A 26,692-nucleotide genomic window follows, 5' to 3' on the forward strand; every position below is an offset into this window, starting at 1 on the left:
CCTATGTTCAAGCCGCACGTGACCGTTGCCTGCATCGTACATGCCGAAGATAAATTTCTGGTGGTGGAAGAGACCATCAACGGTAAATCGTTATGGAATCAACCTGCCGGACACCTGGAGGCAGATGAAACGCTGGCGCAGGCCGCCGCGCGTGAACTGTGGGAAGAGACTGGCATCACGGCGCAACCACAGTATTTTATCCGTATGCATCAGTGGATTGCGCCGGATAAGACCCCGTTCCTGCGCTTTTTATTCGCTATCAAGCTTGATCATATTTGCGCGACTGCCCCCCATGACAATGACATCGATTGCTGCCGTTGGGTGAGCGCCGACGAGATTCTGAACGCGCCGAATTTACGTTCTCCGCTGGTGGCTGAAAGCATTCGCAGTTATCAAACGGGACAACGTTACCCCTTATCCATAGTGGGCGAATTTAACTGGCCGTTTACAGAGGGTGTCAAGTAAAGGGCTGCGTGGTAGAATACGCCGCCTTGAAGTTCAATGTCGCGAGTATTCCAATGTCAGAAAACCCAAAAAAAGTGATCGTCGGCATGTCCGGCGGTGTCGATTCCTCCGTTTCCGCCTGGCTGTTGCAACAACAGGGTTATCAGGTAGAAGGCCTGTTCATGAAGAACTGGGAAGAGGACGATGGTGAGGAATACTGTACCGCAGCAGCCGATCTGGCTGACGCGCAGGCCGTGTGCGACAAGCTTGGCATTGAACTGCATACCGTCAATTTTGCCGCAGAATATTGGGATAACGTCTTTGAACTGTTCCTTGAAGAGTACAAAGCGGGCCGTACGCCGAACCCGGATATTCTGTGCAATAAAGAGATCAAATTTAAAGCCTTCCTTGAATTTGCCGCAGAAGATTTAGGCGCCGACTATATCGCCACCGGTCACTACGTTCGCCGCGCGGATGTAAACGGCAAAAGCCGGTTGTTGCGCGGGCTCGACGGCAACAAAGATCAGAGCTACTTCCTCTACACGCTTGGCCATGAGCAGATTGCGCAAAGTCTGTTCCCGGTTGGCGAGCTGGAAAAACCGCAGGTGCGTAAAATCGCCGAAGATCTGGGGCTGGTAACCGCCAAGAAAAAAGATTCTACCGGTATCTGCTTTATCGGCGAGCGCAAGTTCCGCGACTTTTTAGGGCGCTATCTGCCTGCGCAGCCGGGGAAAATTATTACCGTTGACGGCGATGAAATCGGCGAGCATCAGGGTCTGATGTATCATACGCTCGGTCAGCGTAAAGGGCTGGGAATCGGCGGCACCAAAGACGGTAGCGAAGACCCCTGGTATGTGGTGGATAAAGACGTTGAAAACAATGTGTTAATTGTCGCTCAGGGGCATGAGCACCCACGCCTGATGTCGGTAGGCCTCATCGCCCAGCAGCTACATTGGGTCGATCGCGAACCGTTCACCGGCACCCTGCGCTGTACGGTAAAAACCCGCTACCGCCAGACCGATATTCCGTGCACGATTAACGCGCTGGATGACGATCGTATCGAGGTCATTTTTGACGAGCCGGTTGCCGCCGTTACGCCGGGCCAGTCCGCTGTCTTTTACAGCGGCGAAGTCTGCCTGGGCGGCGGCATTATCGAGCAGCGACTGCCGCTGACGGTCTGATTATTCAATACACAACATCATTCAAGCCGCCTCAAAGCGGCTTAAAAGATGAAGTGTATTTTATTTGATACAAGGAAGCAGTGATTGTGGCAAAGAATTATTATGACATCACCCTCGCGCTGTCTGGCATTTGCCAGTCGGCACGCCTGGTGCAACAACTGGCGCACCAGGGGCACTGTGATGCCGACGCGTTGCACGTTTCACTCAACAGTGTCATTGATATGAATCCCAGTTCTACTCTGGGCGTGTTCGGCGGCAGCGAAGCTAACCTGCGTCTTGGTCTGGAAACACTGCTCGGCGTGCTGAATGCCAGCAGCCGACAAGGACTTAACGCCGAACTGACGCGTTATACGCTTAGCCTGATGGTGCTGGAGCGCAAGCTGTCATCCGCCAAAGGCGCGTTGAATACGTTAGGCGATCGAATTAACGGCCTGCAGCGCCAGCTTGACCATTTTGATTTACAGTCAGACACGTTAATGAGCGCCATGGCGGGCATCTACGTGGATGTGATTAGCCCATTGGGCCCGCGCATTCAGGTGACGGGCTCCCCGGCCGTTCTGCAAAGTCCGCAGGTTCAGGCCAAAGTCCGCGCTTCGCTACTGGCAGGCATCCGTGCAGCCGTGCTCTGGCATCAGGTAGGCGGTGGTCGCCTACAGCTTATGTTTTCTCGTCATCGCCTGACGACTCAGGCAAAACAAATTCTTGCTCATTTAACCCCGGAGTTATGATCTATGGAATTATCCTCACTGACCGCCGTTTCCCCTGTCGATGGACGCTACGGCGATAAAGTCAGCGCGCTGCGCGGAATTTTTAGCGAATACGGTTTGCTGAAATTTCGTGTACAAGTCGAAGTACGTTGGCTGCAGAAATTAGCCGCGCACGCAGCGATCAAGGAAGTTCCTGCTTTTGCTGCCGACGCAAACGGTTACCTGGATACGCTTGTTGCAAACTTCAATGAAGAAGATGCCGCGCGCATTAAAACCATTGAGCGTACGACTAACCATGATGTGAAGGCAGTTGAGTATTTCCTGAAAGAAAAAGTGGCTGATATCCCGGAACTGCATGCCGTTTCCGAGTTTATCCACTTCGCGTGTACGTCAGAAGACATCAACAACCTGTCTCACGCGCTGATGTTGAAAACCGCTCGCGACGAAGTAGTCCTGCCATACTGGCGTAAGCTTATCGATGCAGTGAAAGATCTGTCCGTACAGTATCGCGATATCCCTCTGCTCTCCCGTACCCACGGTCAACCTGCCACCCCGTCTACGCTGGGCAAAGAAATGGCTAACGTGGCTTACCGTATGGAGCGTCAGTTCCGCCAGCTCAACCAGGTGGAGATCCTCGGTAAAATCAACGGCGCCGTAGGCAACTATAACGCGCATATCGCCGCCTATCCGGAAGTTGACTGGCATCAGTTCAGCGAAGAGTTCGTCACCTCACTGGGCATCCAGTGGAATCCTTACACCACCCAGATTGAACCGCATGATTATATTGCGGAACTGTTTGACTGTATCGCGCGCTTTAACACCATCCTGATCGATTTCGATCGCGATGTCTGGGGCTATATTGCGTTGAACCATTTCAAACAGAAAACCATCGCCGGGGAGATCGGTTCTTCTACCATGCCGCATAAAGTTAACCCCATTGACTTTGAAAACTCAGAAGGCAACCTCGGTCTGTCTAATGCAGTATTGCACCATCTGGCAAACAAACTGCCGGTTTCCCGCTGGCAGCGCGATCTGACCGACTCAACCGTTCTGCGTAACCTGGGTGTCGGCATCGGCTATGCGCTTATCGCTTATCAGTCCACCCTGAAGGGCGTCAGCAAGCTGGAAGTAAACCGCGATCATCTGCTTGACGAACTGGATCACAACTGGGAAGTATTAGCCGAACCGATCCAGACCGTCATGCGCCGCTATGGTATTGAAAAACCATATGAAAAACTGAAAGAGTTGACCCGTGGCAAGCGTGTTGATGCCGAAGGAATGAAACAGTTTATTGATAGTCTGGCCCTGCCGGAAGCAGAAAAAACGCGCCTTAAAGCCATGACGCCGGCAAATTATATCGGTCGCGCTGTGACTCTGGTCGACGAACTTAAATAATGTCTGCCTCACCCTCTTTTCTTCAGAAAGAGGGTGACTATTTGTCTGGTTTATTAACTGTTTATCCCCAAAGCACCATAATCAACGCTAGACTGTTCTTATTGTTAACACAAGGGAGAAGAGATGATGCGCGTACTGGTTGTAGAGGATAATGCATTATTACGCCACCACCTGAAGGTTCAGCTCCAGGATTCAGGTCACCAGGTCGATGCCGCAGAAGATGCCAGGGAAGCTGATTACTACCTTAATGAACACCTTCCGGATATCGCTATTGTCGATTTAGGTCTGCCGGATGAAGACGGCCTTTCCTTGATACGCCGCTGGCGCAGCAGTGATGTTTCACTGCCGGTTCTGGTGTTAACCGCGCGCGAAGGCTGGCAGGATAAAGTCGAGGTTCTCAGCTCCGGGGCCGATGACTACGTAACGAAGCCATTCCACATCGAAGAGGTAATGGCGCGTATGCAGGCGTTAATGCGCCGTAATAGCGGTCTGGCCTCCCAGGTGATCAACATCCCGCCGTTCCAGGTGGATCTCTCACGCCGGGAATTATCCGTCAATGAAGAGGTCATCAAACTCACGGCGTTCGAATACACCATTATGGAAACGCTTATCCGTAACAACGGTAAAGTGGTCAGCAAGGATTCGCTGATGCTTCAACTGTATCCGGATGCGGAACTGCGGGAAAGTCATACCATTGATGTTCTCATGGGGCGTCTGCGGAAAAAAATACAGGCCCAGTATCCGCACGATGTCATTACCACCGTACGCGGACAAGGATATCTTTTTGAATTGCGCTAATGAATAAATTTGCTCGCCATTTTCTGCCGCTGTCGCTGCGGGTTCGTTTTTTGCTGGCGACAGCCGGCGTCGTGCTGGTGCTTTCTTTGGCATATGGCATAGTGGCGCTGGTCGGCTATAGCGTAAGTTTTGATAAAACCACCTTTCGTTTGCTGCGCGGCGAAAGCAACCTGTTTTATACCCTCGCCAAATGGGAAAATAATAAAATCAGCGTTGAGCTGCCTGAAAATCTGGACATGCAAAGCCCGACCATGACGCTGATTTACGATGAAACGGGCAAATTATTATGGACGCAGCGCAACATTCCCTGGCTGATTAAAAGCATTCAACCGGAATGGTTAAAAACGAACGGCTTCCATGAAATTGAAACCAACGTAGACGCCACCAGCACGCTGTTGAGCGAAGACCATTCCGCGCAGGAAAAACTCAAAGAAGTACGTGAAGATGACGATGATGCCGAGATGACCCACTCGGTAGCGGTAAATATTTATCCTGCCACGGCGCGGATGCCGCAGTTAACCATCGTGGTGGTCGATACCATTCCGATAGAACTAAAACGCTCCTATATGGTGTGGAGCTGGTTCGTATACGTGCTGGCCGCCAATTTACTGTTAGTCATTCCTTTACTGTGGATCGCCGCCTGGTGGAGCTTACGCCCTATCGAGGCGCTGGCGCGGGAAGTCCGCGAGCTTGAAGATCATCACCGCGAAATGCTCAATCCGGAGACGACGCGTGAGCTGACCAGCCTTGTGCGCAACCTTAATCAACTGCTCAAAAGCGAGCGTGAACGTTATAACAAATACCGCACGACCCTGACCGACCTGACGCACAGTTTAAAAACGCCGCTCGCGGTTTTGCAGAGTACGTTACGCTCTTTACGCAACGAAAAGATGAGCGTCAGCAAAGCTGAACCGGTGATGCTGGAACAGATCAGCCGGATTTCCCAGCAGATCGGCTATTATCTGCATCGCGCCAGTATGCGCGGTAGCGGCGTATTGTTAAGCCGCGAACTGCATCCCGTCGCGCCGTTGTTAGATAACCTGATCTCCGCGCTCAATAAAGTTTATCAGCGTAAAGGGGTGAATATCAGTATGGATATTTCACCAGAGATCAGTTTTGTTGGCGAGCAAAACGACTTTGTCGAAGTAATGGGCAACGTACTGGACAACGCTTGTAAATATTGCCTGGAGTTTGTCGAGATTTCGGCTCGCCAGACCGACGATCATTTGCATATTTTCGTCGAAGATGACGGCCCAGGCATTCCCCACAGCAAACGTTCCCTGGTGTTTGATCGCGGTCAGCGCGCCGATACCCTACGACCAGGACAAGGCGTGGGGCTGGCTGTCGCGCGCGAGATTACGGAACAATACGCCGGGCAGATCATTGCCAGCGACAGTCTGCTCGGCGGTGCCCGTATGGAGGTCGTTTTTGGCCGACAGCATCCCACACAGAAAGAGGAATAAACATTTCTGTGCGTTCTTCCACGCATCTCGTTAAGCATCCGTTATAATCGGTGTCAGATACCAGCCTGCGGATACTTAACATGGAATACCAATTAACTCTTAACTGGCCCGACTTTCTTGAACGCCACTGGCAAAAACGCCCGGTGGTGTTAAAACGTGGGTTTAGCAACTTTATCGATCCGCTCTCGCCGGATGAGCTGGCGGGGCTGGCGATGGAAAGCGAAATCGACAGCCGTCTCGTTAGCCATCAGGATGGCAAATGGCAGGTCAGCCATGGCCCTTTCGAAAGCTACGATCATCTGGGTGAGAGCAACTGGTCGCTGCTGGTACAGGCGGTAAACCACTGGCATGAACCCACCGCCGCCTTGATGCGCCCGTTCCGCGCTCTGCCGGACTGGCGTATCGACGATCTGATGATCTCCTTTTCCGTCCCCGGCGGCGGCGTTGGCCCGCATCTGGATCAGTATGATGTGTTTATTATCCAGGGAACCGGTCGCCGTCGCTGGCGCGTGGGCGAAAAGCTGCAAATGCGTCAGCACTGCCCACATCCCGACCTGTTACAAGTCGATCCGTTCGAGGCCATTATTGATGAAGAGCTGGAGCCGGGCGACATTCTGTATATTCCGCCAGGATTCCCGCATGAAGGCTATGCGCTGGAAAACGCCATGAACTATTCGGTCGGTTTTCGCGCGCCCAATAGCCGTGAGCTGATCAGCGGTTTTGCCGATTACGTCCTGCAACGGGAGTTGGGCAATACATACTACAGCGATCCGGATATGCCGTCCCGCAAGCATCCGGCGGATATCCTGCCGCAGGAGATGGATAAACTGCGTAATATGATGCTCGATTTGATCAATCAACCCGCGCATTTCCAACAGTGGCTTGGCGAGTTTCTCTCTCAGTCACGCCACGAACTGGATATTGCGCCGCCGGAGCCGCCGTATCAGCCTGATGAGATTTACGATGCCTTAAAGCAAGGCGAGGTATTAGTACGTCTCGGCGGGCTTCGCGTATTGCGTATCGGCGATGAGGTCTATGCGAATGGCGAAAAAATAGACTCCCCGCATCGCCCCGCTCTGGAGGCGCTCGCCAGTCATATTGCACTAACCGCTGAAAACTTCGGCGATGCGCTGGAAGACCCGTCCTTCCTCGCCATGCTGGCGGCGCTGGTGAATAGCGGGTACTGGTTCTTCGAAGGATAAGAACATCGCAATGCCCGGCGACCGCCGGGCTGACGCAAACTATCCACAACGATCGCCGCTAGGTTTGGCGAAATCGTTATATTGCGGATCGCTTGGGTAAATCGAGTGGGCCATTCGATGGCGAAATGACAATTGTCGGTAACGTCGCGCCAGTACGTTATCGCCAAGACCTTCGGCAATATTAGCCAATTGCTGTAATCGTTCATACTGCATCTTTGCTGGATAAGCTACGGCATCAAGCGTAAAGGCGCGTTCCGCAAAGTATTTTGCTTGTTCAAACTGTTGATTATTCTGATAAAGCAGCGAAATACCATGCAACACCATTGATACGTCAGACTGCCGACGTTTATATTCTTCCAGCAATGGGAGATAGAAGGAAGTACTGTCCAGGTCGATGTTTTCGGGCAAATAAAAGCGTAATCGTGATATTACCGTCGCCATTGGCGTTAAACGGCTCTGGTAATACGCGATAAGTTTAAGGTAGAGATCTTTCGCTTCCTTATAATGATGGCCCTGTGCATAAAAGCCAGCAAGATTATTGCTGTCAACCGTCATTTCGCCGAATTCGGCGCCATAAAGCGTTTGCTCAATTTTTAGCGCCTGACTTAGCGCATTAATCGCCTCGCTAATATGCCCTGCATTATAAGCAATATTTGCTTTCTGCTGCAAAAAAGAGGCGACGCGCTCACGATTATCCCAGGTTTTATCTCGTAAAATAACGCCCAGCCACTGCTGCTCCGTTGCGTCTATCTTCGCCAAATAATAGGCTTTACGCGCACTATCACATTCGACATCCCACTCTTCCAGCGCCTCAGAATAAGCGTCGCGCATCCTGTTTAAGGTATAAACCAATGCCTCCGTCGATGCCTTTTTGTCTTTAAGCCGCCACGTTAATGCCTGCTCTTGCCAGGCTATCTGCTGACGGTAATCAACCTTGATCTCGTATCGCCACTTCTCTGTCGGTGAATACTCTATATAACGATCGTTACTGTAAACATTAAAGGCCGCCAGGTGTTCAAACATATCGGCCCGATCGCCCGGATAAGTGCCCGCCGGAAATGTTTTCATGATTGCCCGCGCTCGCAGCAGCATTTGCGGCGTTAACTCCGGTTTACCCAGCCATTGATAAATATCGCTTTGTAATAGCAGGCTACGAACAAGCTGTATTGAGCGTTTGCCATATTGCCGCGAGGCCAGCCTCACCGCATCATCAATAAACGTTATGCAGGTTTCATCGCCGGTCATAAAACATGCTGCAGATTGTTGCTGGCGCTGAGACCAGGAAGGCGGATATTCGGCGCTCCAGGCAGAAAAATTTATGGCGGAAAATATCCCGCCATAAATAATAAAACGCTTCACCACAATGCGTAACATTCGCTACTGGCCGCGCTTCGCCGTCAACTCCGCGATACGTACAATCACCTGTACCGCTTTTTCCATCCCCTCCAGCGTCACAAACTCATGTTTACCATGATAGTTATATCCGCCGGTAAAGAGATTAGGACACGGCAGGCCCATAAACGACAGTTGCGCTCCGTCTGTACCGCCGCGAATCGGTTTCATCTCCGGCGTAATATGACAGTCGCGCATGGCCTGCTGGGCGATATCGAGAATATGCGGATGTTCAACCACTTTTTCGCGCATATTGTAATAACTGTCTTCTATCACCAGCTCGATATAGCAGTCCGGATGCAGTCCCTTACCGACTTTTTTGGCAATCTCCATCATTTTGCGTTTACGCGCTTCAAACTGCTTACGGTCGAAATCGCGAATGATGTAGTGCATTTCGGCCCGATCAACGGTGCCTTTCATGCTGGCCAGATGATAAAACCCTTCGTAACCTTCGGTGGTTTCAGGCGCTTCATCCGCCGGCACTTCCGCGTGAATCCTCGCCGCCAACGACAGCGCATTGACCATCACGCCTTTCGCCGTACCAGGATGCACGTTATTGCCGACGATTTTGATATTCACCGAGGCGGCATTGAAGTTTTCAAACTCCAGTTCGCCCACGCCGCCGCCGTCGACCGTATAGGCCCACTGCGCGCCAAATGCCTCAACATCGAAGTGCTTCGCGCCTTTCCCTACCTCTTCGTCAGGCGTAAACGCCACTTTAATGTCGCCGTGGGGAATAGGATTACCTTTCAGCACCGCCAGCGCAGTCATGATCTCCGCAACGCCGGCTTTATCGTCCGCGCCCAGCAATGTCTTACCATCGGTAGTAATCAGCGTCTGTCCCAGTAATTGATGCAGTACCGGGAACATCACGGGTGACAACACCTCATCGCCAATCCCTAATGCTATATCGCCGCCGCGATAATTCTCGACAATCTGCGGGTTAACGTTTTTACCGCTGAAATCCGGAGAGGTATCCACATGGGAGATAAAACCAATGGCGGGAATATCCCCCTCAACATTGGCCGGGAGCGTCGCCATCAACGTCCCTTTTTCGCTTAATGTAATGTTAACCAGCCCCATCTCTTCGAGCTGCTGTTTGAGCAAACGTAGTAACTTCCACTGCCCCTCAGTGCTGGGAACCTGCCGAACACCCGACTTTGATTGGGTATCCAGCGATACGTAGTGTAAAAAACGCTCAAGTAGTTTATCCATGCAGTCACCCTCACTTTTCGTGACAACATTATTAATAAGCAAGAAAAGACAAATATTGCGTCAGGTCACTTTTATCCCTGCAAACAAGAATATTTCACTTTGACACGCTTTCTGACTATAAAGCTAAGTCAGTAATTCGCAACAAGGATTGGCGATCACAGTGGTTTGCCGTAGAATGACCGGCCTCATTAAGAGTGATTAAGGTGGTTAACCACAAACCCCGCAGCGGTCAGCCATCCGTTGCGTTTACATGGGACAGAGTAAGAAATTGAATAAACAACCGCGTTCGCTTTCACCGCTGGTGCTTTTGTCGGGAATTAGCAAAAGTTTCGATGGCAAAGAGGTCATTTCACAACTGGATTTGACCATTAACAATGGCGAATTCCTCACGCTGCTTGGCCCTTCCGGCTGCGGTAAAACAACCGTTCTTCGCCTGATTGCCGGCCTGGAAACCGTTGATGCCGGGCATATCATGTTGGATAACCAGGATATCACCCACGTTCCCGCCGAAAATCGTTATGTGAACACCGTATTTCAAAGCTACGCTTTATTTCCGCATATGACGGTGTTTGAAAATGTCGCGTTTGGCTTACGGATGCAAAAAACGCCAGCCGCCGAGATTGCGCCCCGCGTGACCGATGCGCTGCGTATGGTGCAGCTTGAAGAGTTTGCACAACGTAAACCGCACCAGCTTTCCGGCGGACAGCAGCAGCGTGTGGCTATCGCCCGCGCGGTGGTGAATAAACCTCGCCTGTTATTACTGGATGAATCGCTCTCCGCGCTGGACTATAAATTGCGCAAACAAATGCAGAACGAGCTTAAAGCATTACAGCGTAAACTCGGTATCACGTTTGTTTTTGTCACTCACGATCAGGAAGAAGCGCTCACCATGTCCGATCGTATCGTGGTAATGCGTAATGGCGTGATTGAGCAAGACGGCACGCCGCGTGAAATCTATGAAGAGCCAAAAAACCTGTTTGTCGCCGGTTTTATCGGCGAAATTAACCGCTTTGACGCAACCGTCATTGAACGGCTTGATGAACAGCGCGTCCGCGCCAGCGTAGAAGGTCGGGAGTGCAATATATACGTCAATTTCGCTGTCGAACCAGGCCAAAAACTGAACGTCCTGCTGCGACCGGAAGATCTACGCGTCGAAGAGATCAACGATGATAACCACATCGAAGGGCTTATCGGCTACGTGCGCGAGCGCAATTATAAAGGTATGACGCTGGAGTCGGTGGTTGAACTGGAAAATGGCAAAATGGTGATGGTCAGCGAATTCTTCAACGAAGACGATCCTGACTTCGACCATTCACTTGACCAAAAAATGGCCATTAGTTGGGTAGAAAGCTGGGAGGTCGTACTGGCTGATGAAGAACACAAGTAAATTCCAGAATGTAGTGATTGTCACTATCGTCGGTTGGCTTGTGTTGTTTGTTTTTCTGCCCAACCTGATGATCATTGGCACCAGCTTTCTGACCCGTGACGACGCCAGTTTCGTCAAGATGGTCTTTACGCTGGATAACTACGCACGCCTGCTCGATCCGCTCTATTTTGAAGTGCTCCTGCACTCTCTGAATATGGCGCTGATCGCCACCCTCTCCTGCCTGGTGCTGGGCTATCCTTTTGCCTGGTTCCTGGCGAAGTTACCGGAAAAGATACGTCCGTTATTGCTGTTTTTGCTGATCGTTCCTTTCTGGACCAACTCACTGATCCGCATCTATGGGCTGAAAATATTCCTGAGCACTAAAGGCTATCTCAATGAATTCCTGCTGTGGCTGGGCGTGATTGATACGCCGATTCGCATCATGTTCACCCCGAGCGCCGTTATTATCGGCCTGGTTTACATTTTGCTGCCGTTTATGGTCATGCCGCTCTACTCCAGCATTGAGAAGCTCGACAAACCACTACTGGAGGCCGCACGCGATCTCGGCGCCAGTAAAATGCAAACGTTCATCCGCATCATTATTCCATTAACCATGCCGGGCATTGTCGCCGGTTGCCTGCTCGTGATGCTACCGGCAATGGGCCTGTTCTACGTCTCCGATTTAATGGGTGGCGCGAAAAACCTGCTGATTGGTAACGTCATTAAGGTACAGTTCCTGAATATTCGCGACTGGCCGTTTGGCGCGGCGACCAGCATTACGCTGACCATTGTGATGGGACTCATGCTGTTGATTTACTGGCGGGCTTCCCGCTTATTGAATAAGAAGGTGAGTGATATAAGCGATTAATTGCGCAACGCTAACAAATCCACACGCATTCAGGCATGAAGTTTATTCAAGGGTAAACTTCATGCCTCCGGCATAAAAAACGCATGAAAGCAGTTGCCGCCAGTATTGCAAATCTACAGCATCATCCGCGCCAGGCCTTCTTTTATTTTTACCTGTAGCGACGCTATCACAGACAGTAATGCGTTTATACGCGAAGCTCTCAGGTTTTATACTGATTGCCAGTCTCTTTTAAAAATTATATTACATCCGATGCGCCCGCAGTGGAGATAGAAAGGGCCGATTTAATCAATTATGTAGTCATTTTTACTCCAGTATAAGTGAGATTAATATGCCGATTACTATAGGGAATGGTTTTTTAAAAAGTGAAATCCTTACCAACTCCCCAAGGAATACGAAAGAAGCATGGTGGAAAGTTTTATGGGAAAAAATTAAAGACTTCTTTTTTTCTACTGGCAAAGCAAAAGCGGACAGTTGTCTACATGAGATGTTGTTTGCCGATCGCACCCCCACACGAGAGCGGCTTACAGAGATTTTTTTTGAGTTAAAAGAGTTAGCCTGCGCATCACAAAGAGATAGATTTCAGGTTTATAATCCTAATGAAAATGATGACACTATTATTCTTCGCATCATGGATCAAAACGAAGAGAACGAATTGTTACGTATCACTCAAAATACCGATGCCTTTACCTGTGAAGTCATGGGGAATGCTTATTTTTTAATAAAAGATCGCCCCGATATTTTAAAACCGCATCCACAAATGACGGCCATGATTAATAGAAGATATAGCGAAATCGTAGATTACCCCCTCCCTTCGACATTATGTCTCAATCCTGCTGGCGCGCCGACATTATCGGTTCCATTAGACAACATAGAGGGGTATTTATATTCTGAATGGAGAAAAGGAAATTTAGATGAGTGGAAAACGCAAGAAAAGGTAACCTACCTGGCAGCGAAAATTCAGTCTGGGATTGAAAAGACAACGCGCATTTTACAGCATGCGAATATATCCGAAAGTACTCAGCAAAACGCATTTTTAGAAACAATGACGATGTGTGGCTTAAAACAGCTTGAAATACCACCACCGCATACCCACATACCTATTGAAAAAATGGTAGAAGAGGTTTTACTGGCGGATAAGACGTTTCAGGCGTTCCTCGTAACGGATCCCAGCGCCAGCCTAAGCATGTTAGCTGAGATAATCGAAGCCATCTCTGATCAGGTTTTTCACGCCATTTTTAGAATAAACCCCCAGGCTATACAAAAAATGGCGGAAGAACAGTTAACCACGCTACACGTTCGCTCAGAACAACAAAGCGGCTGTTTATGTTGTTTTTTATAAAATCAGACGACGCTTTCTCAAACGTCACGTTCAGGGTTTACTCACGTACTCCATGTTTGCCTACAGAGTAACCTCTTGCCTGGTGCAATAATGCCGCATATGACCGGATCGGATGAGAATAGTCATTTAAATGGCCTTTTTTTCCCGCTCGTCTGGCAATTTGTTGTAAAATTCGCGGCTTCAAGCGGCAGCTTGCTTCTTCCTGGCTGCTGATAACCGCGAGACGTTTTGGAGAGATTTTGGAGAAGAGAAAAAATTGATCATTTTCAATACTCTAAAAGCACCCCATCCTCTGAATAAGAAGGTGGAACTTGAATGATCGGTCGGCTGCTCCGTGGCGGTTTCATGACTGCCATCTATGCGTATCTGTATATTCCCATCATTATTCTGATTGTGAACTCCTTCAACAGTTCGCGGTTCGGCATTAACTGGCAGGGCTTTACCACTAAATGGTACGAACTCCTGGTCAATAACGACAGTCTGTTGCAGGCCGCTCAACATTCACTGACGATGGCGATTTTTTCAGCGACCTTCGCCACGTTGATTGGCTCGTTAACCGCGGTGGCGCTTTATCGCTACCGCTTTCGCGGGAAGCCATTCGTCAGCGGGATGCTGTTTGTAGTAATGATGTCGCCGGATATCGTGATGGCGATCTCCCTGCTGGTGCTGTTTATGTTACTCGGCATTCAACTGGGCTTTTGGTCGTTGCTGTTCTCGCACATCACCTTTAGCCTGCCGTTTGTGGTCGTCACGGTCTATTCGCGCCTGAAAGGCTTTGATGTCAGAATGCTGGAAGCCGCAAAAGACCTGGGGGCCAGTGAGGTAACGATTTTACGCAAAATCATTCTGCCGCTGGCGATGCCGGCGGTGGCGGCGGGCTGGTTGCTGAGCTTTACGTTGTCGATGGACGATGTAGTAGTCTCGTCGTTTGTCACCGGGCCGGGCTATGAAATTTTACCCTTAAAGATTTATTCCATGGTAAAAGTCGGCGTTTCACCAGAAGTGAACGCGCTGGCGACCGTTTTATTGGTGCTGTCTCTGGTAATGGTCATTGCCAGCCAGCTTATTGCTCGTGATAAAACCAAGGGCCGATAAGGCCCGTAATTCAGGGGACGTTAAATGAAAAAATGGTCACGCCACCTGCTCGCGGCGGGCGCCCTGGCGCTGGGTATGAGTGCCGCTCATGCCTCCGACAACGACACGCTCTATTTCTATAACTGGACTGAGTATGTACCGCCGGGCCTGCTGGAACAGTTCACTAAAGAGACCGGCATTAAGGTGATTTATTCGACCTACGAGTCGAACGAAACCATGTATGCCAAACTCAAAACCTATAAAGATGGCGCGTATGACCTGGTTGTTCCTTCTACATACTATGTCGACAAAATGCGCAAAGAAGGCATGATCCAGAAGATCGATAAGTCGAAATTAACCAATTTCCACAACCTCGATCCGGAAATGCTCAACAAACCGTTTGACCCCAACAACGATTATTCTGTTCCGTATATCTGGGGCGCAACGGCGATTGGCGTGAACAGCGATGCTATCGATCCAAAAACCATTACCAGCTGGGCTGACTTGTGGAAACCGGAATATAAAAACAGCCTGCTTTTAACCGACGATGCGCGAGAAGTCTTCCAGATGGCGCTGCGCAAGCTAGGTTATTCCGGTAACACTACCGATCCGAAAGAGATTGAAGCGGCATATGAAGAGTTGAAAAAACTGATGCCGAACGTAGCGGCCTTCAACTCCGATAATCCGGCGAATCCGTATATGGAAGGGGAAGTCAACCTGGGGATGGTGTGGAACGGTTCAGCCTTCGTTGCTCGTCAGGCTGGCACGCCGCTGGAGGTCGTCTGGCCGAAGGAAGGCGGTATTTTCTGGATGGATAGCCTGGCTATTCCGGCGAACGCGAAAAATAAAGAGGGCGCGCTGAAGCTAATCAACTTCCTGCTGCGTCCTGACGTCGCGAAAGAGGTGGCAGAAACCATCGGCTACCCTACCCCCAACCTGGCGGCGCGTAAGCTGTTAAGCCCGGAGGTCGCCAATGATAAGTCGCTCTATCCGGATGCGCAAACCATCAGCAAAGGCGAGTGGCAAAACGATGTCGGCGACGCCAGCGCCATTTATGAAGAGTATTATCAAAAGCTAAAAGCAGGACGCTAATTCAGCCAAAGCGCCTGTCGGGCCTACAGATGAACGTAACGTGAAATGTAGGCCGGATAAGGCGTTACCGGGCAAACAGCACTACAGCCCTTTCAGGAATTTATCAACAAATTCCGGCACAACCTGGCTTGCCGGGCCGTAGTGCTTCTCTTCAAACTCGCTGCCGACCTGGCTTGGCTCAAGATTCAGTTCCACCGTATGTGCGCCGTGCAGTTTTGCTTCATGCACAAAACCCGCAGCCGGATAGACATGACCGGATGTGCCAATGGCGATAAAAATATCCGCCATCGACAGCGCCATATAAATTTCATCCATGCCAAGCGGCATCTCGCCAAACCACACCACGTGCGGACGTAGCGGCGCCGGGAACTGGCAGCAGTGACATTTATCTTCCGGCATCACATCGCCGTTCCATTCCAGAATCTGGCCGCTTTGCGAACAGCGCACCTTCAACAGCTCGCCATGCATATGAATGATGTTGCGATTGCCCGCGCGTTCATGCAAATTGTCGATGTTTTGCGTCACCAGCAAAAAGCGATCGCCAAGCGCTTCTTCAAGCTTCGCTAACGCCAGATGCGCCGCATTGGGTTGTATTTCCGGCTGTTGAAGCTGCTGACGGCGAGCATTATAAAATGTCTGCACCAGCCCCGGATTACGGGCGAATCCTTCCGGCGTGGCCACATCTTCAACCCGATGCTCTTCCCAAAGGCCATCCGCCGCGCGAAACGTACGAATACCAGACTCTGCAGAAATTCCTGCACCTGTAAGGACTAATACTCTTGGGTTTTCCATCATTTCCGGCACCACTCTGTCTCTGAAAAAGATCCGCTGGCGCAGACGTTCACGCAACAGACGTTTATTTTTACGAAAGCGGCTTAATCGATGAAACCGACGCGACTGCATAACAACCTCTTTTTTGATTAGTCGGTAAGATGTAAAAAAGCAGCACCGCGCATCCCACCTGCATCCCCATGCCGCGCACGCTCAATGCGCGGCGCGCGGGCAACAGGGAGGAGATGGCGCGGCAGTCTTTCCGCCAGTTGCGTTGTTATTGCCGTAAAGTTCGATAGTCCGCCGCCGATCACTAATAAATCGGGATCGACAATCGTCAGTATATTCCCCAGACAAACCGCCAGTAAATCCAGATAGCGCTCAACATGCGCGTGCGCCTGCTCATCGCCCTGCTCCCACAACGCGATAATCTCCGGCGCCTGCAGCGATTGATCATAATAATGCTGATATAGCCACGCAAACCCGCGCCCGGACAGATAATTCTCAATGCAGCCCATCTGACCGCATCCACAACGGCGGAGAGGAAAATCAAACCCCATCAACGTTAGCGCGTCAACCGGCAAACGCATATGGCCAAACTCGCCGGTGATATAGCTCTGACCGGTAATCGGCTTCCCGTTTAGCACCAGGCCACCGCCGACGCCGGTGCCGAGGATAAGCCCCATAACCAAAGGATATTGCGTGAATTCATCATCCCAGGCTTCGGACAAGGCAAAACAGTTAGCGTCATTGTCCAGACGCACATCGCGATCCAGTCGGGCGCTGAGATCGGCGCGCAACGGCTTACCGCTGGCTGCCGGGACATTCGCGGCGTACAGCGTGCCGTCTTCGGTTTCCGGCATACCGGGTATGCCAATCCCTACCGCCCCTTTTACGCCAAATCTCTGGTCGGCTTCCGCGACCAGCTCGCACACGGCGTCTAAAAAGGCGCTATAGCTGGTATGGGGCGTGGGAACCCGTTTTTCCCACTGCAGCCGCCGCGTTGAGTCAAATACGCCTAACGCAATCTTTGTTCCGCCAATGTCAAACCCGTAATACATCACCGCTCCTTGTTTTTATATTCCGCGATTACTGGCCGCTCAATACTCGCGCAGGGTCAATGTTGCTCGCCCGCCGCGCCGGATACCAGCTCGCCAGTAAGCTTAACAACAACGCCGTGACCAGTACGTAAACAACGTCCAGCCAATGTAATTCGGATGGCAGGAAGTCGATAAAATAGATATCGCCGGACAAAAACTGATGCCCGATCGCCTTTTCAATCCCATTAATAATGGCGGTAAGCTGAAGCGAAACAACAACGCCGATCGCCACGCCAATCAAACTGCCCAGCAAGCCCGCCAGTAGTCCGTACCAGACGAAAATGGCACGAATCAAACCATCTTTCGCCCCCAGCGTTCTTAATACCGCAATGTCGCCGCTTTTGTCTTTTACCGCCATCACTAAGGTGGAAACGATATTAAAACAGGCCACGCCGATCACCAGAATCATCGCCAGATACATAATGGCGCGAATCATCTGGATATCGCGATACATATAGCCGTAGGTGCCGATCCAGCTCTTAATGTAGACATAGCTGTTAGTCACCTCACCCGCGTCACGCACCAGTTTGTTCGCATTAAACACGTCATGGACTTTAAGCGCGATACCGGAAACGCTGGACCCCATATCCAGATACTGCTGCGCATCCTCAAGCGGGATCATGGCGAAGCTGTGATCGAGCTGGCCGCTCAGTTGCAGAATCCCGATGACATGCAAACGCACGCGTTTGGGCTGGAGCAGCTTATGGTCGGCATTCGCATTGGGGATCATGATGGACACCCAGTCGCCCTGTTTCACGTTCAGCGCATCGGCGACACCTTTGCCGAGAATGATCTGCTGTTCGCCCGCTTTGAAATGATCCCAGGCGTGATTTTGCACAAATGACGGTAACGCGCTAAGCTGCTGCTCTTGCTTAGGGTCGACGCCTTTAACCTGAATGGCGCGCAAATTCGCCCCGCTCTCTACCAGGCCGGTAAAATTGATATACGGCGCGGCGGCGGCAATGCCCGGCACCTTCTGCACTTTTGCCAGCGCTTCACGCCAGTTAGTCCACGGCTGATTGACCGCTTCAATCTCCCCGTGTGGAACCACCGCCAGAATACGGTTGTTCAACTCGCGTTCGAAACCGTTCATCGCGCTTAAACCGACAATCAATACCGCCACGCCCAGCGCGATACCGATGGTAGAAATGACGGAAATGAGCGAAACCATACCGCCGCGCCGCCGCCCACGGCTGAAGCGCAACCCAATTAATAATGATAAAGGCGACGCCATTACTCAGCCCCCATCAGGCTCAGTTCCGCCGTCAGGCGACCATCGCGCATCTCAAGCTGGCGGCTCATACGTTTCGCCAGTTGCAAATCGTGAGTCACCACCAGAAACGCGGTTCCCTGCAGACGATTTAACTCGCCCAGAAGCTCAAAAATACTGTCGGCATTACGCGCATCCAGATTACCGGTCGGCTCATCCGCCAGTACCAGACGCGGATTATTCACCAACGCGCGCGCTATCGCGACACGCTGGCGCTCACCGCCGGAAAGTTCCGAAGGTCGATGGGTTGCGCGATGCTCCAGCCCTACGGCGTGCAGCATTTCTCGCGCCCGAGCGTCAATCTCCGCCGGTTTCTTTTTGCCAATTAATAATGGCATCGCCACGTTTTCCAGCGCCGTAAAATCCGGCAGGAGATGATGAAACTGATAGATAAACCCCAGTTTCTGGTTACGTAATTCCGCTTTTGCCGCAGAAGAGAGTTTGCTCATCGGCTGGCCGCTAAAAATCACATCGCCAGAGGTAGGCGTATCCAGCCCGCCTAACAGATGCAGCAACGTACTTTTACCCGAACCGGAACTGCCGACGATCGCCATCATTTCGCCTTCGCCGATACTGAAGCTGACATCGTGCAACACGTCGGTTTGTACGGTGCCTTCCTGATAGCGTTTGCACAGGTTGTCGCATTGCAACAGGATCTTATTCATAACGTAAAGCCTCAGCGGGTTGAGTGGCGGCAGCGCGCCAGGAAGGATAAAGCGTAGAAAGCAGCGCGATGGCCATTGCCACCAGCGCGATAACGATCACCTGTAACGGCTCTATCGCTACGGGCAACGCAGCGCCATCCAGAAACGCGCCGATGATCGGCATCAGGTTATTCAGTTGGCTGGCAAGCAATGCGCCCAGCGCGGCGCCCAACAGCGCGCCGATAATCCCGGCGCTGGCCCCCTGCACCATAAAGACCATCATAATTTGTCGCGGCGTCAGCCCTTGAGTTTGTAAAATCGCCACTTCGCCCTGCTTCTCCATGACCATCAGGCCCAACGAAGTAATAATGTTAAAAGCCGCGACCGCCACGATGAGACTCAGCAACAATCCCATCATGTTCTTTTCCATGCGCACAGCCTGGAACAACTCGCCTTTGCGTTCGCGCCAGTCCTGCCACTTCGTGCCTTGCGGCAGCGTCTGTTGGCTGAGGGTATCGACTTGCAGCGGTTCATCCAGCCACAGACGCCAGCCGGTAATATTGCCTGCCGGATAGCGCATTAAACGCGACGCGTCCTGAATATTGACCAGCATTTCATAGCCATCGACCTCGCTATTGGCGGCAAATGTGCCAATCACCGTAAACAGACGCTGGCTGGGCAGACGTCCCATTGGCGTAAACTGGCTGGCAGATGGCACCATTAGCCGAATCTGATCGCCGCGGTTGACCCCTAACTGTCCGGCGAGCTGCTCGCCGAGGATGACATTATACTTACCCGGCTGTAATTCGCTTTGCTTCACATTAACCAGATACGGCGTTAATGGATCTTTTTGCGCCGGATCGATACCCAACATCACGCCAACCGCAACGCTACGCGCGCTTTGCAGTACGACATCGCCCGTCGTCAGCGGCGCAATACGGTTAACGCCTTGCAGATTCACCGCTTTTTCCGGCATCTGATTCGGGTTAAGAGAACCATGTTCAGCAGAGAGGATGGCCTGAGGCATCAAACCAAGAATGTTATTTTGCAGTTCGCGCTCAAAACCGTTCATCACCGACAATACCGTGACCAGCGCCATCACCCCCAGGGTAATGCCGATAGTGGAAAGCCAGGAAACGAAGCGACCGAAGCGATCTGCTGCACGCCCGCGCATGTAACGCAGGCCGATGAATAGAGCGACAGGTTGATACATGTAATCCGTCTGGTTGCTGTTAGCAAAGTCCCGAGTATATAAGCGAAAGCGGAATGCGTAAATGTCTGAACCGTAAGAGTTCGTCAGCGCTATTCTGAAAAAGGCCGACAAATCAAGTCACTTACATGTTCATACTTTACCTGTTCGACGTGTTATCCGGCGGATTCAATTTGCTAATAAACAACGATCGCGGATAATAAAGAACATTGCTTATCAGTCATATGCCCCTGAATACCTGAGTCCTTCATGCTGTCCCGGCGCGCAGCCAACCATGAAGCAGCCTGAAGGGTGACGCGTAGAGTGCGGCGTAAAACAAAAAGAGATACTGACAACCGTTATGCCTGAAAAACAACGTTACACGCTGCCGACAAAAGCGGGCGATCAGCGCCAGTTGGGCGAACTTACCGGCGCCGCCTGCGCTACGCTGGTGGCGGAGATAGCCGAACGCCATGCCGGTCCGGTGGTACTCATAGCGCCTGACATGCAAAATGCTCTGCGATTGCATGATGAAATCCGCCAGTTTACCGATCAGATGGTCATGAACCTGGCGGACTGGGAAACGCTACCGTATGACAGCTTCTCCCCGCATCAGGAAATTATCTCTTCGCGCCTGTCCACGCTCTACCAGTTGCCGTCAATGCAGCGCGGCGTCTTGATTGTACCGGTAAACACCCTGATGCAGCGCGTTTGTCCGCATAGCTATCTGCATGGTCATGCGCTGGTGATGAAAAAAGGCCAGCGGCTGTCCCGCGACGCTCTGCGCGCGCAGCTTGACAGCGCCGGTTATCGGCATGTCGATCAGGTGATGGAGCATGGCGAATACGCGACGCGCGGCGCGCTGTTGGATCTCTTTCCGATGGGCAGCGAACAGCCTTATCGCCTCGACTTTTTTGATGATGAAATCGACAGCCTGCGTCTGTTTGACGCGGATACCCAGCGTACGCTGGAGGAGGTCGAGGCCATCAATTTGTTGCCCGCGCACGAATTTCCTACCGACAAAGCCGCTATTGAGCTTTTCCGTAGCCAGTGGCGCGATACCTTTGAGGTAAAACGCGACGCCGAGCACATCTATCAGCAGGTCAGCAAAGGCACCCTGCCCGCCGGGATCGAATACTGGCAGCCGCTCTTTTTCAGCGAACCGTTACCGCCATTATTTAGCTACTTCCCCGCCAATACTCTGGTGGTGAATACCGGCTCGCTGGAAACCAGCGCCGAACGCTTTCAGGCCGATACGCTGGCGCGTTTTGAAAATCGCGGCGTCGATCCTATGCGCCCGCTTTTGCCGCCGGAAGCCCTCTGGCTACGGGTAGATGAGCTCTTTTCCGAGCTTAAACGCTGGCCTTGCCTCCAGCTTAAAACCGACCATCTGCCGGAAAAAGCCGCCAATACCAATCTTGGTTTCCAGAAATTACCGGATTTGGCTATCCAGGCGCAGCAGAAAGCGCCGCTGGACGCGCTGCGTAAGTTCCTCGAATCTTTCAGCGGTCCGGTGATTTTTTCGGTGGAAAGCGAAGGACGCCGCGAAGCGCTGGGGGAGCTCCTGGCTCGCATAAAAATCGCGCCGAAGCGGATATTACGCCTGGACGAGGCGCAGGATGCGGGACGCTATCTGATGATTGGCGCCGCAGAACATGGTTTTATCGACACCCAACGCAATCTGGCTCTGATTTGTGAAAGCGATCTCCTGGGTGAGCGGGTTGCACGTCGCCGCCTGGATTCCCGTCGTACGATCAACCCGGATACGTTGATTCGTAACCTGGCGGAGCTCCACGTCGGTCAACCGGTAGTGCATCTGGAGCACGGCGTCGGACGCTATGCCGGCATGACCACTCTGGAGGCTGGCGGCATTAAGGGTGAGTATCTGATGCTCACCTACGCCAATGACGCCAAACTGTATGTGCCGGTCTCCTCATTGCATCTGATTAGCCGCTATGCCGGCGGCGCGGAAGAAAGTGCGCCGCTGCATAAACTGGGCGGCGACGCCTGGTCGCGCGCCCGGCAGAAAGCGGCGGAAAAAGTGCGCGATGTCGCAGCGGAACTGTTGGATATTTATGCGCAACGGGCGGCAAAAGAGGGTTTTGCCTTTAAGCATGATCGTGAGCAATATCAGTTATTCTGCGACAGCTTCCCGTTTGAAACGACGCCCGATCAGGCACAGGCGATTAACGCCGTATTGAGCGATATGTGCCAACCGCTGGCGATGGACAGGCTTGTGTGCGGCGACGTCGGCTTCGGCAAAACCGAAGTGGCGATGCGCGCCGCGTTCCTGGCGGTGGAAAACCATAAACAGGTAGCGGTACTGGTGCCGACCACGCTGCTGGCGCAGCAACACTATGACAACTTCCGCGACCGTTTCGCCAACTGGCCGGTACGCATTGAGATGCTGTCCCGCTTTCGCAGCGCCAAAGAGCAGACGCAAATCCTGGCGGAAGCCGCCGAGGGTAAGATCGATATTCTGATCGGTACGCATAAACTGCTACAAAGCGATGTGAAGCTGCGCGACCTCGGCCTGCTGATTGTCGATGAAGAGCACCGTTTCGGCGTGCGCCACAAAGAGCGAATTAAGGCGATGCGCGCCGATGTCGATATTCTGACGCTCACGGCGACGCCGATCCCGCGGACGCTGAATATGGCGATGAGCGGTATGCGCGATCTCTCCATTATCGCCACCCCCCCTGCCCGTCGTCTGGCGGTAAAAACCTTTGTCCGCGAGTATGATAGCCTGGTAGTAAGGGAAGCGATTCTGCGTGAAATCCTGCGCGGCGGTCAGGTTTACTATTTGTACAATGACGTCGAAAATATTCAGAAAGCCGCAGAGCGGCTGGCGGAACTGGTGCCGGAAGCGCGAATCGCTATAGGCCACGGGCAGATGCGCGAACGTGAGCTGGAACGGGTCATGAACGATTTCCACCATCAACGTTTTAACGTGCTGGTGTGTACTACCATTATCGAAACGGGGATCGACATTCCCACCGCTAACACGATCATCATTGAACGCGCGGATCATTTCGGCCTCGCGCAGTTGCACCAGTTGCGTGGCCGCGTAGGGCGCTCGCACCACCAGGCCTACGCCTGGCTATTGACGCCACATCCTAAGGCCATGACCACCGATGCGCAAAAACGGCTGGAGGCGATTGCGTCGCTGGAGGATTTAGGCGCCGGGTTTGCGCTGGCGACCCACGATCTGGAGATCCGCGGCGCGGGCGAACTGCTTGGCGAAGAGCAAAGCGGCTCAATGGAAACCATTGGCTTCTCACTCTACATGGAACTGCTGGAAAACGCCGTCGATGCGCTGAAAGCAGGCCGCGAACCCTCGCTGGAAGATCTCACCAGTCAGCAAACGGAAGTCGAGCTGCGAATGCCGTCGTTACTGCCGGATGATTTTATTCCGGATGTTAATACCCGACTGTCATTCTATAAACGCATTGCCAGCGCGAAGAACGAAAACGAGCTGGAAGAGATCAAAGTGGAATTGATCGATCGCTTCGGCCTGCTGCCCGATCCAGCGCGTAATCTGCTGGATATCGCCCGCCTGCGCCAACAGGCGCAAAAGCTCGGCATCCGAAAACTGGAGGGTAACGAGAAAGGCGGAACGATTGAGTTCGCCGAGAAAAACCACGTTGACCCTGCCTGGCTTATCGGGTTGCTGCAAAAACAACCGCAGCATTTCCGTCTGGATGGCCCGACGCGCCTCAAGTTTATTCAGGATTTAAGCGAACGTAAAACGCGTATAGACTGGGTACGCCAGTTCATGCAGCAACTGGAAGAAAACGCTATTGCATAAGCGTCAGGCCGGGCGTCATTACCCTGCGTCCGGCCTAATCTTTACAAATTCTTTGCACTTCCCTGCAGTTCCAGACACAGCCAGCCGCCATAATTCTTATTTCCTCTTTTATAAAAATAACCACATAATAATCATGGGTTTATTATAATGTTCAACAATACGCGACTCTCTCGCTGGTGGGCGTTGTTTGCGCTTACCGCGACCATCATGCTTGCCCTTCCCGCGCAGGCAAATACGTGGCCTCTTCCGCCCCCCGGCAGTCGACTGGTGGGAGAAAATAAATTCCATGTCGTTGAAGACGACGGCGGCTCGCTGGAGGCGATCGCCAAAAAATATAACGTGGGCTTTTTAGCCCTGTTACAGGCCAACCCCGGCATTGATCCTTACGTGCCACGCGCAGGCAGCGTGCTGACGATTCCGCTGCAAACGCTGCTACCGGACGCGCCACGTGAAGGTATCGTCATTAACCTCGCGGAATTACGGCTTTACTATTATCAACCGGGGAAAAATACGGTCACGGTCTACCCTATCGGGATTGGCCAACTGGGCGGCGATACCCTGACGCCAACGATGGTGACGACCATTTCGGATAAACGCGCCAATCCAACCTGGACGCCGACCGCCAATATTCGCGCCCGTTATAAAGCGCAAGGCATCGATCTCCCCGCCGTGGTGCCTGCCGGTCCCGATAACCCAATGGGGCATCACGCGATTCGTTTAGCGGCCTACGGCGGCGTCTATCTGTTACATGGCACGAATGCCGATTTTGGCATTGGTATGCGCGTCAGTTCCGGCTGTATCCGTCTGCGCGACGGTGATATAGAGACATTGTTCCGTCAGGTCACGCCGGGAACCAAAGTGAATATTATCAATACGCCGATTAAAGCCTCGGTGGAGCCAGGCGGCGTGCGACTGGTGGAAGTTCATCAGCCGCTGTCTAAAAATATAGGCGACGATCCGCAGGTGCTGCCGATTGTGCTGAATGGCCCGATGCAGACCTTTAAGGACGCGCCGCAGACCGACGCCGCGGTGATGGAACATGTTATGGAAGTGCGCTCCGGAATGCCGGTGGATGTAACCCGTCAATCAGAGGCGAAACCGCAGTCGCTGTAAGCGTGAATAGCTGACCGACAAAAAAGCCTCGCGATGCATCGCGAGGCTTTCTCTTTTTATTGTGGCAATCGCGGCGGCATTAATGAGGGTTAATGCTTACTTATAGATTACCGCCGTACCGTGAAGGGTATTCGGGCCGGTAACAGAGGTAATACGGAAAGACTTCGCCCCCATCTCCTGCGCTTTTTGCGCCAGCTGATCTTCCAGCGAGCCCAGATTCGTGCCGCCATTCGCGGAAATGGTGCCAAACTTCTGTTGACCTTCTGGCGTTGCCTGAACTTCAACGGCGGCGAAGCTGGCGAATGAGAGCGAACTCAGTACCACAGCAGCGATGAGGGTTTTTACGATTTTCATAGTGATGACCTTTAGCAGATGAATGGGTGTCGTAAGCATTAACTTAACGATCGATAAGTTAATCATAGATGTGATCTACATCACACGTCAACTTCTTTTTATAATGATCGTTATATAATTTATAAAGATGTTATTTTTCATGTGAATAGAATTGATTTATTTTTCTAATGAATACTCTGGAGCCAGAAGTGGTTTGTTTTTATAATAGAGAGACCGCTCTTTAAACAGGTACAACGGCATCATGACAACGGATACCACGAGTTGCGCGAAGAAAAGCCGTGGCCGACCAAAAGTGTTCGACAGGGAAGCTGCGCTTGATAAGGCCATGACTCTCTTCTGGCAGCACGGCTATGAAGCAACTTCGCTTGCCGATCTCGTAGAGGCTACCGGGGCGAAAGCGCCTACTCTCTATGCGGAATTCACTAACAAAGAAGGATTATTTCGCGCTGTCCTGGATCGCTACATCACTCGCTTTGCCTCAAAGCACGAAGCCCAGCTCTTTTGTGAAGAGAAAAGCGTGGAATCGGCGCTGGAAGATTACTTCACAGAAATTGCCGCCTGCTTTACCAGTACGGACACGCCGGCTGGCTGCTTTATGATTAATACGTCCGCCACCCTCGCCGCCTCCTCGCGCGATATCGCTCGCACGGTAAAATCACGCCACGCCATGCAGGAACAGACGCTCATCCAGTTTTTGCGCCAACGTCAGGAGCGCGGTGAAATTCCGGCGCACTGTAACCCGCAGGCGCTCGCGGAATATATCAACTGTATTTTACAGGGAATGTCGATCAGCGCCCGCGAGGGAGCCACCTTCGAACAACTGATGCAAATTACGCGTACGACCCTGCGCATCTGGCCTGAACTGCTCAAGTCCTGAACAACGCAGCTTCGGATAAAAAAAGCCCCT

The 26,692-nt window shown here is 52.1% G+C and carries 23 protein-coding genes; 15 read left to right on the top strand and 8 right to left on the bottom strand.

Translation table 11 applies throughout. The annotated features are described in order from the left end of the window. Positions 1-3: 3 nt before the first annotated feature. The 7 genes from LCS67_RS13140 (at position 4) to roxA (ending at position 7,190) form a co-directional block, all read left to right on the top strand. Positions 4-465: an NUDIX hydrolase gene (locus LCS67_RS13140; RefSeq protein WP_000476064.1), complete on the top strand. Its 462-nt coding sequence runs from the start codon at positions 4-6 to the stop codon at positions 463-465. Positions 466-518: 53 nt separating this feature from the next. Next, on the top strand, positions 519-1,625 hold the full coding sequence (mnmA, locus tag LCS67_RS13145; protein WP_001293799.1) for a tRNA 2-thiouridine(34) synthase MnmA: 1,107 nt from the start codon (positions 519-521) through the stop codon (positions 1,623-1,625). A gap of 86 nt (positions 1,626-1,711) precedes the next feature. Beyond that, a complete protein-coding gene (hflD, locus tag LCS67_RS13150; RefSeq protein ID WP_001519653.1) occupies positions 1,712-2,353 on the top strand; it encodes a high frequency lysogenization protein HflD in 642 nt (213 codons plus the stop codon). Between the two features lie 3 nt (positions 2,354-2,356). Next, positions 2,357-3,727: an adenylosuccinate lyase gene (gene purB, locus LCS67_RS13155; protein ID WP_000423766.1), complete on the top strand. Its 1,371-nt coding sequence runs from the start codon at positions 2,357-2,359 to the stop codon at positions 3,725-3,727. Between the two features lie 126 nt (positions 3,728-3,853). Continuing rightward, positions 3,854-4,525 carry a two-component system response regulator PhoP gene (gene phoP / locus LCS67_RS13160; RefSeq protein WP_001537766.1) on the top strand — a complete coding sequence of 224 codons (672 nt, stop codon included), beginning with the start codon at positions 3,854-3,856 and terminating at the stop codon, positions 4,523-4,525. Then, positions 4,525-5,988 carry a two-component system sensor histidine kinase PhoQ gene (gene phoQ / locus LCS67_RS13165; RefSeq protein ID WP_001031687.1) on the top strand — a complete coding sequence of 488 codons (1,464 nt, stop codon included), beginning with the start codon at positions 4,525-4,527 and terminating at the stop codon, positions 5,986-5,988. The genes phoP and phoQ overlap by 1 nt, the downstream gene beginning before the upstream one ends. Positions 5,989-6,068: 80 nt before the next feature. Next, positions 6,069-7,190 carry a [50S ribosomal protein L16]-arginine 3-hydroxylase gene (gene roxA / locus LCS67_RS13170; protein WP_000456514.1) on the top strand — a complete coding sequence of 374 codons (1,122 nt, stop codon included), beginning with the start codon at positions 6,069-6,071 and terminating at the stop codon, positions 7,188-7,190. A 39-nt stretch (positions 7,191-7,229) separates the two neighbouring features. On the opposite strand, the gene LCS67_RS13175 is transcribed toward roxA, so the two are convergent. Both LCS67_RS13175 and pepT read right to left on the bottom strand, forming a co-directional pair. Beyond that, complete coding sequence (locus LCS67_RS13175; RefSeq protein WP_023136608.1) at positions 7,230-8,564, bottom strand: hypothetical protein; 1,335 nt, start codon at positions 8,562-8,564, stop codon at positions 7,230-7,232. Positions 8,565-8,567: 3 nt separating this feature from the next. After that, positions 8,568-9,797 carry a peptidase T gene (pepT, locus tag LCS67_RS13180; protein WP_000359410.1) on the bottom strand — a complete coding sequence of 410 codons (1,230 nt, stop codon included), beginning with the start codon at positions 9,795-9,797 and terminating at the stop codon, positions 8,568-8,570. A 250-nt stretch (positions 9,798-10,047) separates the two neighbouring features. On the opposite strand from pepT, the gene potA reads away from it, so the two are divergent. The 5 genes from potA to potD all read left to right on the top strand — a co-directional run bounded on the left by potA (position 10,048) and on the right by potD (position 15,536). After that, positions 10,048-11,184 (top strand): spermidine/putrescine ABC transporter ATP-binding protein PotA, encoded by a 1,137-nt coding sequence (gene potA, locus LCS67_RS13185; RefSeq protein ID WP_000531582.1) that lies wholly within the window; start codon positions 10,048-10,050, stop codon positions 11,182-11,184. Next, on the top strand, positions 11,168-12,031 hold the full coding sequence (gene potB / locus LCS67_RS13190) for a spermidine/putrescine ABC transporter permease PotB (protein WP_000799391.1): 864 nt from the start codon (positions 11,168-11,170) through the stop codon (positions 12,029-12,031). The genes potA and potB overlap by 17 nt, the downstream gene beginning before the upstream one ends. Before the next feature lie 328 nt (positions 12,032-12,359). Next, a complete protein-coding gene (gene sifA / locus LCS67_RS13195; protein ID WP_001611910.1) occupies positions 12,360-13,370 on the top strand; it encodes an SPI-2 type III secretion system effector SifA in 1,011 nt (336 codons plus the stop codon). Positions 13,371-13,685: 315 nt separating this feature from the next. After that, the gene (gene potC, locus LCS67_RS13200) at positions 13,686-14,465 is read left to right on the top strand and encodes a spermidine/putrescine ABC transporter permease PotC (RefSeq protein WP_000580299.1); all 780 of its coding nucleotides are present in this window, start codon (positions 13,686-13,688) and stop codon (positions 14,463-14,465) included. Between the two features lie 24 nt (positions 14,466-14,489). After that, positions 14,490-15,536, top strand: a complete 1,047-nt coding sequence (potD, locus tag LCS67_RS13205) for a spermidine/putrescine ABC transporter substrate-binding protein PotD (protein ID WP_000759329.1) — start codon at positions 14,490-14,492, stop codon at positions 15,534-15,536. Between the two features lie 81 nt (positions 15,537-15,617). Here the strand turns inward: potD and cobB are convergent, their stop codons facing one another. Genes cobB through lolC form a run of 5 tightly spaced genes read right to left on the bottom strand, consistent with a single transcriptional unit; the run spans position 15,618 to position 20,534 of the window. Next, positions 15,618-16,439, bottom strand: a complete 822-nt coding sequence (gene cobB, locus LCS67_RS13210; RefSeq protein WP_001191856.1) for a Sir2 family NAD+-dependent deacetylase — start codon at positions 16,437-16,439, stop codon at positions 15,618-15,620. Positions 16,440-16,456: 17 nt separating this feature from the next. After that, positions 16,457-17,368 carry an N-acetylglucosamine kinase gene (gene nagK / locus LCS67_RS13215; RefSeq protein WP_000291325.1) on the bottom strand — a complete coding sequence of 304 codons (912 nt, stop codon included), beginning with the start codon at positions 17,366-17,368 and terminating at the stop codon, positions 16,457-16,459. 28 nt (positions 17,369-17,396) lie between these two features. Then, complete coding sequence (lolE, locus tag LCS67_RS13220) at positions 17,397-18,641, bottom strand: lipoprotein-releasing ABC transporter permease subunit LolE (protein WP_000168096.1); 1,245 nt, start codon at positions 18,639-18,641, stop codon at positions 17,397-17,399. After that, positions 18,641-19,342: a lipoprotein-releasing ABC transporter ATP-binding protein LolD gene (gene lolD, locus LCS67_RS13225; RefSeq protein WP_001033714.1), complete on the bottom strand. Its 702-nt coding sequence runs from the start codon at positions 19,340-19,342 to the stop codon at positions 18,641-18,643. The genes lolE and lolD overlap by 1 nt, the downstream gene beginning before the upstream one ends. After that, on the bottom strand, positions 19,335-20,534 hold the full coding sequence (lolC, locus tag LCS67_RS13230; RefSeq protein ID WP_001518787.1) for a lipoprotein-releasing ABC transporter permease subunit LolC: 1,200 nt from the start codon (positions 20,532-20,534) through the stop codon (positions 19,335-19,337). Before lolC ends, lolD begins: the two co-directional genes overlap by 8 nt. A 337-nt stretch (positions 20,535-20,871) precedes the next feature. Between lolC and mfd the strand changes: the two genes are divergently transcribed. Both mfd and ldtC read left to right on the top strand, forming a co-directional pair. Then, a complete protein-coding gene (gene mfd / locus LCS67_RS13235) occupies positions 20,872-24,318 on the top strand; it encodes a transcription-repair coupling factor (RefSeq protein ID WP_001529152.1) in 3,447 nt (1,148 codons plus the stop codon). A 147-nt stretch (positions 24,319-24,465) separates the two neighbouring features. After that, on the top strand, positions 24,466-25,431 hold the full coding sequence (ldtC, locus tag LCS67_RS13240; RefSeq protein WP_000482962.1) for a L,D-transpeptidase LdtC: 966 nt from the start codon (positions 24,466-24,468) through the stop codon (positions 25,429-25,431). A 96-nt stretch (positions 25,432-25,527) separates the two neighbouring features. Here the strand turns inward: ldtC and bhsA are convergent, their stop codons facing one another. Beyond that, complete coding sequence (gene bhsA / locus LCS67_RS13245; RefSeq protein WP_000706734.1) at positions 25,528-25,785, bottom strand: multiple stress resistance protein BhsA; 258 nt, start codon at positions 25,783-25,785, stop codon at positions 25,528-25,530. A gap of 241 nt (positions 25,786-26,026) precedes the next feature. Between bhsA and comR the strand changes: the two genes are divergently transcribed. Further along, positions 26,027-26,662, top strand: coding sequence for a TetR family copper-responsive transcriptional repressor ComR (gene comR / locus LCS67_RS13250; protein ID WP_000205986.1), 636 nt, complete (start codon positions 26,027-26,029; stop codon positions 26,660-26,662). Positions 26,663-26,692 lie beyond the last annotated feature (30 nt).

It is taken from the genome of Salmonella sp. A7 (genome assembly GCF_020181675.1).
In the GTDB taxonomy this organism is placed as follows: Bacteria; Pseudomonadota; Gammaproteobacteria; order Enterobacterales; family Enterobacteriaceae; genus Salmonella; species Salmonella enterica.